The sequence below is a fragment of the Glycomyces mayteni genome (assembly GCF_042428885.1).
Lineage (GTDB): Bacteria > Actinomycetota > Actinomycetes > Mycobacteriales > Micromonosporaceae > Glycomyces > Glycomyces mayteni.
In genome coordinates, this window is the sequence record NZ_JBHMBP010000005.1 from 63,441 (window position 1) to 76,666 (window position 13,226).

At 72.3% G+C, this 13,226-nt stretch carries 4 protein-coding genes and 1 pseudogene; 2 read left to right on the forward strand and 3 right to left on the reverse strand.

Annotated elements, in window-relative coordinates; translation table 11 throughout:
- Positions 1-22 precede the first annotated feature (22 nt).
- Entirely contained in the window at positions 23-9,598 is a 9,576-nt protein-coding gene (locus tag ACFFXY_RS21910) for a Tc toxin subunit A-related protein (RefSeq protein ID WP_382355717.1), read from the forward strand.
- 282 nt (positions 9,599-9,880) lie between these two features.
- On the opposite strand, the gene ACFFXY_RS21915 is transcribed toward ACFFXY_RS21910, so the two are convergent.
- Together ACFFXY_RS21915 and ACFFXY_RS21920 are read right to left on the reverse strand one after the other, a co-directional pair.
- Positions 9,881-10,159: a cellulose binding domain-containing protein gene (locus ACFFXY_RS21915; RefSeq protein WP_382356704.1), complete on the reverse strand. Its 279-nt coding sequence runs from the start codon at positions 10,157-10,159 to the stop codon at positions 9,881-9,883.
- An 84-nt stretch (positions 10,160-10,243) separates the two neighbouring features.
- Positions 10,244-11,188, reverse strand: a pseudogene (locus ACFFXY_RS21920) (glycoside hydrolase family 62 protein); the annotation flags it as partial.
- Positions 11,189-11,519: 331 nt separating this feature from the next.
- Between ACFFXY_RS21920 and ACFFXY_RS21925 the strand changes: the two are divergent.
- Positions 11,520-12,059: a DinB family protein gene (locus ACFFXY_RS21925; RefSeq protein ID WP_382355720.1), complete on the forward strand. Its 540-nt coding sequence runs from the start codon at positions 11,520-11,522 to the stop codon at positions 12,057-12,059.
- Positions 12,060-12,118: 59 nt separating this feature from the next.
- On the opposite strand, the gene ACFFXY_RS21930 is transcribed toward ACFFXY_RS21925, so the two are convergent.
- On the reverse strand, positions 12,119-13,195 hold the full coding sequence (locus ACFFXY_RS21930) for a winged helix DNA-binding domain-containing protein (RefSeq protein ID WP_382355723.1): 1,077 nt from the start codon (positions 13,193-13,195) through the stop codon (positions 12,119-12,121).
- Between the last annotated feature and the right edge of the window lie 31 nt (positions 13,196-13,226).

Below are 13,226 nucleotides of genomic sequence, written 5' to 3' on the forward strand. Positions count from 1 at the left end.
CGCAGCACAGAGAGGACCCGACATGACCCAGCCGAAGCGGCACTTCAGCCCCGAGGCGATCCGCAAGCTCACGCTGCCGGTCGAGACGGCCGCGGCCCCGCCGGGCGCGGACCCCGACCGCACGATGGCGATCCAGCTCCCCGGGTTCGTCGAGGAGCCCACCGGCGGCGACGTGGCCGCCCTCCAGGCGTCCCTGACGCGCCTGCGGCACGAGATCGACCCCGAGGAGCTCGCCGAGTCCCGCCTCGGACCGTCCACGAGGGACGCCGTGCGGCGGCTCCAGGCCGCCGCGGGGCTCATCCGCACCGGCGTGGTCACCCCCGAGACCGCCGGGCAGATCAAACGCGAACTGGAGCACCGGTACTTCACCGACGCGCCCCACCGCGCCGCGAAGATCCAGGCGCTCCTGACCGCCCTGGGCCACCGCATCGACGACGCCGAGCTGTCCTCCCGCAAGGTGGGGACCTCCACGGCCGCCGCGATCCAGCAGTTCCGCCAGCGCACCAAGTCCCGCGGCGTCTCCTGGTGGCTCGACGAGGCCCTGGTGGAGCGCCTGCGCGCCGAGGCCCTCGCCGCCCGGCTCGGCTCGCGCACCCAGTTCGGCAAGGCCCAGCGGACCCTCGTGCGCGCCTTGACGGTCGCGAAGCTCGACGTCACCGTCGGCGCCGACGAACTGCGCGCCCGCCAGGCCGGGCCCGGCACGCAGGCCGCCCTGCGCGCGTTCCAGGCCAAGTACCGCCTCCCCGCCTCCGGGCGCTTCGACCTCGCCACCATGGACAAGCTCGACGCCGTCGCCGCGTCCAAGCCCGCGCCCGTCAAGACCCTCAAGGTCAAGTCCGCGCTCGGCCTGTCCCCGCTCAAGCGCGGCGCGAAGCTCAACATGCGCGGCGGCCACGTCGCCGCCGCCCAGAAGGCCCTCGCCCACTTCGGGTACGCCGTGCCGATGAGCGAGCACGGCGAGGCCCGCTACGGCAAGGCCACCCGCGAGGCCGTCCTCGCGTTCCAGGCCGCCAAGCGCCTCCCGCAGACCGGCGCGCTCGACGGGCCCACCGTCAAGGCCCTCAACCGCGACGTCCTCGCCGCGCTCCCCGCCTCGGAGCAGCCCCTCGCGCACTACCGGCTCCGCGGCTCCGTGCGCGACGACCGGTGGCGGCCCGTCAAGGGCGCGAAGGTCCGCCTCGCGTTCCGGTCCCTCGCGGGCGAGGGCCAGACCATCGGCACCCGCGTCACCGGCGAGACCGGCTTCTACGACCTGCCGTACGACCCGCCGCGCGACCCCAACACCAAGGAGGTCGCCAAGCCCCTCCACCTCGTCGTCACCTTCACCGGCCCCGACAACGCCCCGCTCGGCTCGCGGATCCTGTTCAACCCCACGCCCATCCAGTGGACCAACCAGACCGCCGGAGACCGCCCCTACCGCGGCCCCTCGCTCTACGAGACCCAGCGGGCCGCCCTCGACGCCGTCCTCGGCGGCCTCGGCGTCACCGACCTCGTGGAGGACGGGGAGCGCAACGACGTCACCGTCGCGGCCCTCGAATCCGGGCTCACCCAGTACGAGGTCATGCGCCTCGTCCTCGCCGTGCGCGCCGCCAAGCACGTCGGCGACAGCGCCCTCGGCGCCGCCGTCTACTTCGGCTTCATCAGCCAGGGCCTGCCCGCCACCCTCCCCGAAGAACTCCTCGCCGCCACCGACGAGTGGACCCGCATCGACGAGCTCACCGCCGCCACCGCCGCCGCGATCCTCCTCCTCGGCCCCGAGAAGCAGGCCGAGGCGTTCGCGCGCGCCGCCGACGACAACCTCGTCCCCATCGCGCTCGTCCGCGACGAGGAGGCCGTGCTCGCCGCGCTCAACGCCCGGTCCGTCACCGCCGTCCTCGACGCCCCCGCCGTCGGCGGCGACGCGTCCCTGCGCAGCCTCCTCGACTCCTCCGCGCTCGCGCCCGCCCACTACGACGGCGTCGCCGCGATGCTCCTCGCCCACGGCGAGACCAGCGAGGCGTTCTGGACCGACCTCACTGGTGCCGCGGGCGACCTCGGCGGCCCCGACGTCGTCGCCGACGTGGCCGCGGCCGTCGAGACCGCCGCCATCGCCGACGGCTTCGCGCCCGTCGCCGCGCTCCTCAAGGCCCGCATCGACGACCCCGGCGTCCCGGACCTCACCACCACCCGCCAGCTCGCGCGCCTCTCCACCGCCGAATGGGACGCCGTCGTCGCCGACGCCGGGCACCCCGCCGGCGAAGGCGCGGAAACATACGCCCGCAAGCTCGAAGCGACCGCCGCCGCCCACTACCCGACCACCGCGCTCATCGCCGAGCTCGGCCGCACCGACGGCCACGGCCTGGCCCTGGTCGACCAGGCCGCCGCGTTCATCGACGCCCACCCCGACCTCGAACTCAAGGCCACCGGCCTCGACGCCTACGCCAGGTCCGCCGAGATCGACCTCGACCCCGACCTGCGCTCGGAGATGCGCGTCCAGCAGCGCGCCGTGCGCCTCGCCCCCGACCACAAGACCGGCGCCGCGCTTCTGGCCGAGCACCTCCACTCCGCGGGCCAGATCGCCTCCCTCGACCGCGCCGAACTCGCCGCGAAACTCAAGGGCCACGGCGTGGACGACCTCGCCGTCGCGCACGTCCACTCCGCCGCCCAGATCGCCTACGCCCACGTCCTCGGACAGGTCGCCGCGTTCCGCTCCGACCACGCCCCCGGCCAGGCCCAGGCCCTCGGCCCCCAGCAGATCACCCTCGCCGACGCCACCGGCGTCCTCGGCGACGTCCCCGACCTCGCCCTCCTCTTCGGCGGCCTCGACTACTGCGACTGCGGGCACTGCGAATCCGTGTACGGCCCCGCCGCCTACCTCGCCGACCTCCTCCGGTTCCTCTCCACCCGGCCCGCCAAGGCCACCGGGCCCGCCACCGTCCTCTCCGTCCTCCAGGCCCGCCGCCCCGACATCGACGACCTGCTCCTCAACTGCCCCAACACCGACACCGCCCTGCCCTACATCGACCTCGTCAACGAGCTCCTCGAACGCGCCGCCGCCCCCGGCGCCGCCCAGCCCCAGACCACCCGCACCGCCGCCGAACTGCGCGCCGTCCCCGAACACCTCCACGCCCCCGCCTACGAGGCCGTCAAAGCCGCCCGCTTCCCCGTCCGCGGCGCCTTCAACGCCTGGCAGGAGGAGGCCCGCGTCATCCTCGCCCACCTCGGCGTCCCCCGCCACGAGCTCATGCGCCTCCTCGGCCCCGGCACCCCCGACGCGCTCGCCTCCGCCGCCGCCGAGTACTTCGGACTCTCCACCCTCGACGCCTCCCTCGTCACCGTCCCCGCCCCGACCCAGCCCGACCAGGACGACGTCTGGGGCCTCGACACCGGCGACGCCGCCGTCGGCGTCCTCCCGTTCCTCCACCACGCCGGCCTCGCCTACGCCGAACTCCTCGACCTCCTCGACACCACCTGGGTCCACGGCGCCGGGACGATCACACTCGAACGCCCCGACGGCACCTGCGACCTCGAACTCCAGACCCTCTCCGGCCTCGGACCCGCCCGCTACGACCGCGTCCACCGCTTCATCCGCCTGTGGCGCCACACCAAGTGGACCCCCAAGCAGCTCGACCGGCTCCTGCGCGCCCCCGGCATCGGCGGCGGCGCCCTCGACGCCGCCGCCCTGCGCCGCCTCGCCGCGTTCGCCGAACTCGCCAAGCGCCTGCGCCTGCCCTTCGAGGCCGCCATCACCCTCTACGCCCCGCTCAGCACCGAGCCCGGCCCCGACGGCGCCCGCTCCCCGTACGCCGACCTCTTCGCCAACCCCAACCTCCTCGACCCGCCCGACCCCGCGTTCGACCTGCCGCTCACCGGCACCGAGCCCATGGCCGACCACCGGCCCGCCCTCGCCGCCGCCTGGCGCGTCGGCGAAGCCGACCTCGACCTCCTCCTCGCCCGCACCGGCCCGAACCTCACCGTCGCCGACCTCACCGTCCCGCTGCGCCACACCGTCGCCGCCGAGGCCCTGCGCCTGCCCGTCGCCGAGTACCTCGCGCTCATCGACCTCGCCGCCGCCGAACTGCCCGACCCCTACGCGGGCCCGGACGCGACCCTCGCGCTGGCCGACCGCCACGCCGAGGCCAAAGCCGCGGGCCTGACGGTGTCCGAACTGGACTGGCTCCTGAACGACCGGCCCGACGCGCCGTACGGCCAGCGCGCCGAGGCGATCACCGAGCAGCTCGACGCGCTGCGCGAGAGCCTGCGCACCACGCCCGCCGAGGAGGTGAACGGCCAGATCGCCGCCACCGTCGCGGCGACGTTCTCCCTCCCCGACGGCCAGGCCGTGACCCTCCTCGACCTGCTGCGCCCCGGCCTGTGGGACGTGTTCGCGAACCCGGCCCTCATGGCCCAGAACGAGGACGGCGAGTACACGCACCCGCTCACCGAGACCGAGTTCCCGGACCTCTTCCACACCTGGCGCCTGCTCCACAAGGCCGCGTACCTGGTGCGGCGCATGCGGATCGACGCCACGGACCTGCCGTGGCTGATGGACCGCGCCGCGGCCTCGGGGTGGCTCCACCCCGGCGCGGTCCCGGCCGGGCCCGCCGACCCGCCCGCGTCCCTCCAGGAGTGGCGGCGGCTCGCCGCGTGGCTGGTGCTGCGGCACCGGTACCCGCGGCCCGAGGAGTCGGGCTGGCCGGAGGTCTTCGACGCCGCCGCCGCGGGCGACCCCGTCGCCGACGTGCGCGCCGCCGTCGAGGCCCTGACCGGCTGGCACGCCGCCGACCTCGCCGAGCTCGACGGGGACGACCCCGCGTTCTACGCCGACGTGGACGCGCTCACCCGCGTGCGCGTCGCCGCCGAGGCCCTGCGCCGCCTGGCCGTCCCCGCCGCCGACGCCCTGCGCTGGGTCGACCGCGACGACGACACCGGCGGGGCGCAGCGCCTCGCCGCCGAGCACCTGCGCCAGACCATGAAGTCCAAGTACGACACGGGCGCGTGGCTCGCGCTCATGCCCGAGCTCCAGGACCCGCTGCGCGAGGCCCGCCGCGACGCGCTCACCGCGTACCTGGTCGAGCACTCGCTGCGGACCACCGCCCCGACGATCACCGCGGAGGGCCGCGAGTGGGCGAACCCGCGGCACTGGAAGGACACCGCGGACCTCCAGCGCTGGTTCCTCCTCGACACGGAGATGACCTCCGTGCAGCTCACGTCCCGCCTGAAGCAGGCGATCAGCTCCGTGCAGCTGTTCGCGCAGCGGTGCCTGCTCAACCTCGAACTGCCGCTGGTGCGGATCACGGCCGCGCAGACCGCGGACACGACGTCCCTGGACTCGTGGAGCCAGTGGGAGTGGATGAGCGGCTACCGGCTCTGGGAGGCGAACCGGAAGGTCTTCCTGTACCCGGAGAACTGGATCGAGGCGGAGCTGCGCGACGACAAGACCCCGTTCTTCAAGGAGCTGGAGGACCGCCTCTCCCAAGGGGAGCTGACCGACGCGAACGCCGAGGCCGCCTACCGCGACTACCTCCGCAAGCTCGTGGAGGTCGCGCACATGCAGACCCTGGGGATCTACCACCAGCAGACCGCCTCGGGGAACCGCCTGCACGTGGTCGCCCGCTCCGCGTCGCAGCCGAGCCACTGCTACTACCGCTCGCTCGACCTGGCCTACAACGAGTGGACCGGCTGGGAGCGCATCGACGTGGACATCGCCTCCGACCAGGTGGTGCCCGTGGTCTACCGCGACCGGCTCCACCTGTTCTGGCTCCAGTTCGAGGAGAAGACCCAGCAGCCCAAGCGCCAGCCCCCGGCCCAGATCACCGACTCCCCGAACCCGACCGCCGACCCCGCCGGGACCCTGGAGATCGAGCTCGCCTGGTCCGAGCGGACCCCCGACGGGTGGACGGCGCGGCGCACCAGCGGCGAGAAGCTCATCCACCCGTGGCCGCGCCCGCGCTCCTCCTACACGCTGAAGCCGCGGCACCGCTCGAACCAGCTGTGGCTCGACGTGTACATCTCCTCCTCGATCGAGTTCAACAACGGCCGCTTCTACGACGAGTTCACCGACTCGCACGAGCGCCTCACCCGCCGCCAGTACTCCTCGCTCCACTGGCCCTGGCACTCCTCGTCGTACGTGTTCACCGGCGAGGTCCTGGACCTGAAGATGAAGCCCATGTACGGCAACTACACGCGGCGCTCGGACGGGACGCTGTTCACCGCGGACTCGCTGTGGCACGTGCAGACCAACTTCGGCGAGAAGGGCCGCGGCATCACCGCCCTGACCTCCGCGGAGCGGTCCCCGAAGCTCCGCAAGCCCGCCACGATGCGGTTCGCGAACGGGCGCCTGGCCGCGCTCGGGTCCGCAGTGGACGTCATGGTCGGCTTCGAGGACACCCGCAAGCTCCTGTCCTCGGCCCGCCAGCCCGCGGAGCTGGTGCTCGCGCCGCACGCGCGCCAGTTCAACGACGACCCGGCGTCCCCGATGGTCTTCCAGGACCGCGAGCGCGCCTACTGGGTCAGGCGCACCCAGGTCGTCACCACCGTCCCCATGCAGTTCAACGGGGTCGCCGGACCCTTCTGGATCCACGTGCCCGTCGTGACGCTCGGGCACCGCTGGTACCCGTTCTGGCACCCGCACGCCTCCGACTTCCTCGCGGCCCTGGACACCAAGGGCGTCGAGGGGCTGGTGACGCGCCCGCAGCAGAGCATCGCGCCGAGCGCGCAGACCCAGTTCGCGTACGGACCCCAGCCGGGCAACGCGGTCGACCCGACCGCCCAAGGGGGCGTGGACTTCACCCGCGGCGGCGCGTACTCGGCGTACAACTGGGAGCTGTTCTTCCACGCGCCCATGCTCATCGCCGCGAAGCTCACCGCCGAGCAGCGGTTCGAGGAGGCGATGCGCTGGTACCACCGGATCTTCGACCCCACGAGCACCGACGGCGACGAGGCGCCCCAGCGGTACTGGGTCACCAAGCCGTTCTTCGACAACACCAGCGAGGACTACCGCCAGCAGCGCATCGAGTCGATCCTCGGCGACATCGGGGACCACCTGGACGAGCTGCGCGCCTGGAAGAACCACCCGTTCTCGCCGCACACCGTGGCCCGGTACCGGCCGGTCGCCTACCAGAAGGCGATCGTCATGAAGTACCTCGACAACCTCATCGGCTGGGCCGACCAGCAGTTCCGGCGCGACACGCTCGAATCGATCAACCAGGCCGTGCTCCTGTACACCCTCGCCGCCGAGATCCTGGGCCGGCGCCCCGAGTCCGTGCCCCCGCCCGAGCGCGCCGACAAGTCCTACGCGCAGCTCACCGCCGAAGGCGCCCTCGACCCGTTCGGGAACCAGGACGTGGCCGCGGTCCTCGAAGGCTTCGCGCCGCCCCTGGACCTCGGCTTCGAGCCCGACGAGGGCGGCGGCGACCCGCTGCCGCACCTGGAGGTCAAGTACTTCGGCATCCCCGTGAACGACAAGCTCCTCGGCTACTGGGACACCGTCGCCGACCGGCTGTTCAAGGTCCGCCACGGCCTCAACATCGAGGGCGTCTTCCGGCAGCTCCCGCTGTTCGAGCCGCCCCTGGACCCGGGGATGCTCGTCAAGGCCGCCGCCGCGGGCGCCGACCTCTCCAGCGTCCTCGGCCTGTTCACCGCCGTCGACACCCGCTACCGGTTCCGGGTGCTCGCCGCCCGCGCCGCCGAGCTCCTCGCGGAGCTGCGGGCCCTGGGGGACAAGCTCCTTCGCGTCCTGGAGACCCGCGACGCCGAGGAGCTGGCGCTCCTGCGCGCCACCCAGGAGGCCGCGCTCAACCGCGCCATCCAGGCCGTGCGCGACCTCCAGATGGACGAGGCCACCGCCGACAAGGCCGCGCTCGAAGCCGGTCGCGCCGCCATCGACGCGCGGATCGCCTACCACGGCTCGGTGCCGCGCATGAACGGCGAGGAGATCGCCGCCGTCGTCATGCAGAGCCTCGGCCTGGCCGGGAACGCCGTGGCCGCCGTCATGTCCGGCATGGCGGGCGGGGCGAGCCTCATCCCCGACTTCAGCATCGGCATCGCCGGGTTCGGCGGCTCCCCGAACGTGAGCATGTCGATCGGCGGCTCCAACATCTCCGGGTTCCTGTCGAACACGGGCGCGATGATCGGCGGCTTCGCCGGGATGCTCATGGCCGGCGCCGGAATGGCCGAGACGCAGGGCCGCTACACCCGCGACTTCGACGAGCACCAGTTCAGCCGCGACGTCGCCGCCGCCGACCTCGCCCAGCTGGAGGCCCAGCTCGCCGCCGCCGCGATCCGCGAGCAGATCGCCACCGCCGAGGCGAACAACCAGCTCCAGGCCACCGCCGACGCCGAAGCGGTCGAGGAGTACCTGCGCTCCAAGTACACCGACAAGGAGCTGTACGACTGGATGCTCGGGAAGATCGCCACGGTCTACTTCCAGGCCTACCAGATCGCGTTCGACACCGCGATGCTCGCGCAGCAGTCCTACCAGTTCGAACTCGCCGAACCGGACGCCTCGTTCATCCAGTTCGGGTACTGGGACTCCCTGCGCAAGGGCCTCCTCGCCCCCGAGCGGCTCACCAACGACCTGCGCCGCATGGAGTCCTCCTACATGGAGAAGCACCTGCGGGACCTCGAACTCACCAAGCACGTCTCGCTCGCGCAGGTCGACCCGCTCGCGCTCCTCGCGCTCAAGCTCACCGGCCAGGCCGCGGTCCTCCTGCCCGAGTGGCTGTTCGACCTCGACTACCCCGGCCACTACCGCCGCCGCCTCAAGTCCGTCGCCCTGTCCGTCCCGTGCGTCGTCGGCCCCTACACGTCGGTGAACTGCACGCTCGCGGTCACCAACAACGGCGTGCGCCTGGACGACTCGGTCGCGGGCGGCTACGGCGACCCGCTCGCCGGGGGCGACCCGCGGTTCTGGAAGAGCCCCGTGCCCACCACCGCGATCGCCACCAGCCACGCCGTCAACGACCGCGGCATGTTCGAGCTGCGCTTCGACGACGAGCGGTTCCTGCCCTTCGAGGGCGCCGGCGCCGTCAGCGAGTGGACCCTCTCGCTCCCCAAGGCCAACAACCAGTTCGACCTGGGGTCCATCACCGACGTGGTGCTCCACCTCGACTACACCGCCCGCGCGGGCGGACCGGGCCTCGCCGCGCTGGCCGCCGCCAACATCGACGACGTGCTGCCGACCTCCGGCGCGGCCCTGTTCGCCCTGGAGGAGCAGTTCGGCACCGCCTGGCACCGGATGCTCCACCCCGAGGACGGCGAGGACCAGGAGCTCGTCTTCACCCTCGCGCCCGAGCACCTGCCGTACTGGGCCCGCGTGCGGGCCGCCACCGAACCGGTGAAGGTCAGCGCCGCCGACCTCGTCCTCGACACCGTCCACACCGATGCGTTCACCGTCAAGTGGCGCCTGCCCGGACAGCCCTCCTCAAGCGAGGTCCCCGGCGCGAACGACCCCGCCTTCGGCGGCGCCCCGCACTCGGCCGTCGCCCCCGTGCCGGCCCCGCCGATGCTGGGGGAGTGGCGCATGGGACTCAAGCGCGCGAGTGCCGTGCAATACGACTCGCTGCTTCCCGAAGACGTCCGCCGCGCCTACCTGTTGGTCCAATTCGACATCGGCTGAACAGCCGATTTACGTAAAGCACGGCCCGGACGCCTTGACCGAGAAGGCGTCCGGGCCTTACACTTGAGAGGTCTCGGTGATACTTAAAGTTAGTGTATGGTGTGGACAAATAGTCTGTGGAAAGAAAAAGCGTTAGCATAAGAAGGTCGTCGTTTCATTTTTAAGGCTTTCGTCGTTTCGGTTCGTTGCGGTGGGGCCTTTTTTCTTGCCCTGAAACAGCTTCCGGTGCCCGCTCCCCAGATCCGGGGGAGCGGGCACCGGCTCGTCAAGCGGCCCTGATGATCACGCGGTGGAGCACGTCACCTGCGGCGCCGACGTCGCCCCGTTCGCTATGAACCCGAACGCCTCCCGCGACTGCCCCGCCGCGACCGCGCCGTTCCAGCTCACATTGGCCGCCGTCACCGCCGACCCCGTCTGCGACCACGTCGCGTTCCATGCCGAGGAGATCGTCTGCGACCCCGGCCAGGTCCACGTCAGCCGCCACGAGCCGATCGCCGCCGACCCCGCGGTCACCGTGACCTTCCCCTGCCAGCCGCCGTTCCAGCTCCCCACCGTGGACACCGCCGCGGTGCAGGCGCTCCCGGTCGGCGGCGGCGTCGTGGTCGGCGGGTCCGTCGTCTCCTCGCCGCCCCCGCAGCCGGGGTCGGCGTTCGTCTGCGTCAGGAGCCCGAGCCGCCACGGCAGGCTGTTGTAGTCGCCGCCCGCGCTCGGATCGACGCCCTGGAACAGGTACCGCATGTTGCACGGGCTGATCTCCAGCTTCTGGTTCGCGCCCGCGCGCAGCATCTCCCCGTGGCTGATGTCCTTCGTCCACGTCCCTCCCGGGAACGTCACGTTGGACGCCCCGAGGAACGGGTTCGCGTTCGTGTCCGCCAGCGGCGTCCACGGCCCCGCGATGCTCGACGACGTCCACGACCTGAAGTACCGGCCCGGACTCCCGATCGCCTCCACCAGGAGCAGGTACTGGTTCGAGCCCTGCACCTTGTACACGTTGCTGGCCTCCCACAGCGCGTACTTGTTGGAGTCCTGCATGGCGATCACCGGCTCGCTCATCCCGTTCGGGAAGTTCGCCACCGAGGTCTGCGACCGGTACAGGTGCCCGTTGTCGTCCGAGGAGAACAGGTGGCAGTTCGCGTCGTCGCAGGTGACCCACATGTCCACCCAGTAGCCGCTGCCGATGTTGTCCCGGATGATCTGCGGCATCCCCGAGTAGAAGTGCCGCGGCGCCGACCAGCCCGCCGGGTTCGCGATGTTCGCGTTCGTCGAGAACGCCGCGTTCCCGTCCTGGTACACCAGGTACCAGAGCCCTTGCGGCTCATAGAAGAACACCTGCGGTGCGGCCCGGTACCCGGCGCCGATCCCGGACTGGTCCAGGTAGTAGTGGGTCGCCGACGCCGCCTGCGACCAGTCGGTGAAGCTGAAGTAGACCATGTTGTACCCGGCCGAGCTCGCGATGCTCGCGAACACGTGCCACTTCCCGCCCGAGTACACCACCGACGGGTCCTTCAGGCCCGCGATCGACGGGTGGGACGCGTCGGGCTTCGGGCCCGCCAGCACCCCGCTGGAGCTCCACGTGTAGCTCGTCGGGAGCGCTTCGGCCTGCACCGGGTCGGCCGAGTCGTCCGTCGACTGCGCGCTGGCGCTCAGCGCGGCGGCCGCCATCGTGGCGGCCAGGGCGGCCGCCAGCAGCGCGGCGCGCACTGCCTTCAGCCTCGTTCTCACTGGGATTGCCATTGCCTCGCCTCTCTCGATGCGGCGCGGGCCGGAAGTTTCGATCGCTTCCGGAATGCACCCGGCCGCAGGGACAGGTTATCGATAAACATCGAGGCATGTAAATAGCTTGAACTCGCATGACGCGCTCCGTAACTTCCGGAAACCGATTGCGGCGCAATCGCGCGCCGGCGTCCGCTACAGTCCGGGAATGACGATCATCGACGACCGCGGCCGGCCCGAGCCCCCCGCCGCCGGGGACGAGGCCGCGACCCTCATCGGCTTCCTCGACTTCCAGCGCGCCACCTTCGAGTGGAAGACCCGCGGCCTCGACGCCGCGGGCTTCTACACCTCCCTGCCGCCCTCCAAGATGACCTTGGGCGGCATGATGAAGCACCTCGCGCTCGTCGAGTCGAGCTGGTTCTCCCGCAGCCTGTTCGGCCGCCCCGTCGGCGAGCCGTGGGACGCCGTCGACTGGAAGGCCGACCGCGACTGGGAGTGGCACTCGGCGGCGCAGGACACCCCCGACGAGCTGCGGGCCCTGTGGGCGGCGAGCGTCGAGCGCGCCCGCGCCCTCACCGCCGAGGCCCTCGCGGACGGCGGCCTCGACCGGCTCGCGCACGGCGCGTGGGAGGACGGCCGCAAGCCCTCGCTCCGCTGGATCCTGGTCCACATGATCGAGGAGTACGCGCGGCACAACGGCCACGCCGACCTCCTCCGCGAGTCCATCGACGGAGCGACCGGCGAATAGACCGGACCCGCGCGGTCCCCGCCCCGTTCGTGGACGATCTGACGGCCGAGCGCCGACCCTCAGTCGGCGTACTCCACGGCCGTGAGCGCGGTGCCGCGGAAGGCCGCGAGCCGCTCGGCCTCGGCCCCGACCGCCTTGCGGTCCAGGCGCTTCTCCCACGGTTCGAGGAGCACCGTGAACTTCTTCCCGGACTTGCGGGGCCGCCACAGCCCCGCGATCCGGCCCCCGGCGAGGACGGCGCCGGGGCGGCCGAGCACCGGCCACAGGGCCTTCGCCTTGGCGGGGTCCTCGACCAGGAGCTTCCGGTCCCGCGACTGGAGCAGCAGGTCGTAGGGGCCGACGAGCCGCACGGCCTCCGCGTCGGCCTCCCGCAGCGCCGCCTCGTCCCCGGCGAGGACCCACCGCCGCTCGCCCGCCACGTCGATCTCGACCGCGTCCTCGGGCCAGTGGGCCTTGACCTCCTTGACGGGGGAGTCGAGGTACTCGGCGACCTCCTTCACCGTGGCGGGCCCGCACAGGTGCAGGTAGGCGCGGACCGGGTCGAGCCGCTCGGGGACCGCGTGCGGCACCTCGAACCCCTTGACGGGCTTGAGGACCGGCGGCGAGGTGTGCGCCTCCAGTTCGAGCCCGGCGCGGACCGCGGCGAGGCGGAACGGCATCTCGTACAGGTGCACCGCATCGCAGGACCGGCAGAACCGCTGGTACGGCTCCGGCAGCGCCTCGTGGAGCCGGGTCGACATCTCGCCCTTGACCATCGGCGCGGTGACGATGCGCTTCATCTCGGCCGCGACGGTGTCGAGCGCTTCGAGCGCCGGGATGCCCGCGGCCTTGAGCGGCTTGGAGGCGTCGAAGATCCGCTTGGCCGCGTCGGCGTCCGACCACGGGGCCGTCGCGGCGGCGACCGCGCCCATGTCCGACCGCCGGTACGCGTGGGGCGCGCCGCGCAGCGTCCACAGCCAGACCAGGTCCGCCTCCTCGACCTCGGCGCCCCGGACCGCCAGCGCCCACATCGCCCCGTCAGGTCCGGTCTCCTGGACTCCGAGGTCGAGGACCGCGGTGTCGGCGAGCGAGCCGCGCTCGCGGTCGAGCTGCTGGACGTGCGTGCGGTACCTCAGGACCTGGCGGCTGTCGATCATGCCCCCACCGTATCCGCGGGCCCCGACACCC

Excerpts from the sequence above, each read along its gene's own strand:
- ACFFXY_RS21925 (WP_382355720.1), top strand. The coding sequence starts at position 11,520 with ATGACGATCATCGACGACCGCGGCCGGCCCGAGCCCCCCGCCGCCGGG.
- ACFFXY_RS21910 (WP_382355717.1), top strand. The coding sequence starts at position 23 with ATGACCCAGCCGAAGCGGCACTTCAGCCCCGAGGCGATCCGCAAGCTC.
- ACFFXY_RS21930 (WP_382355723.1), bottom strand. The coding sequence starts at position 13,195 with ATGATCGACAGCCGCCAGGTCCTGAGGTACCGCACGCACGTCCAGCAG.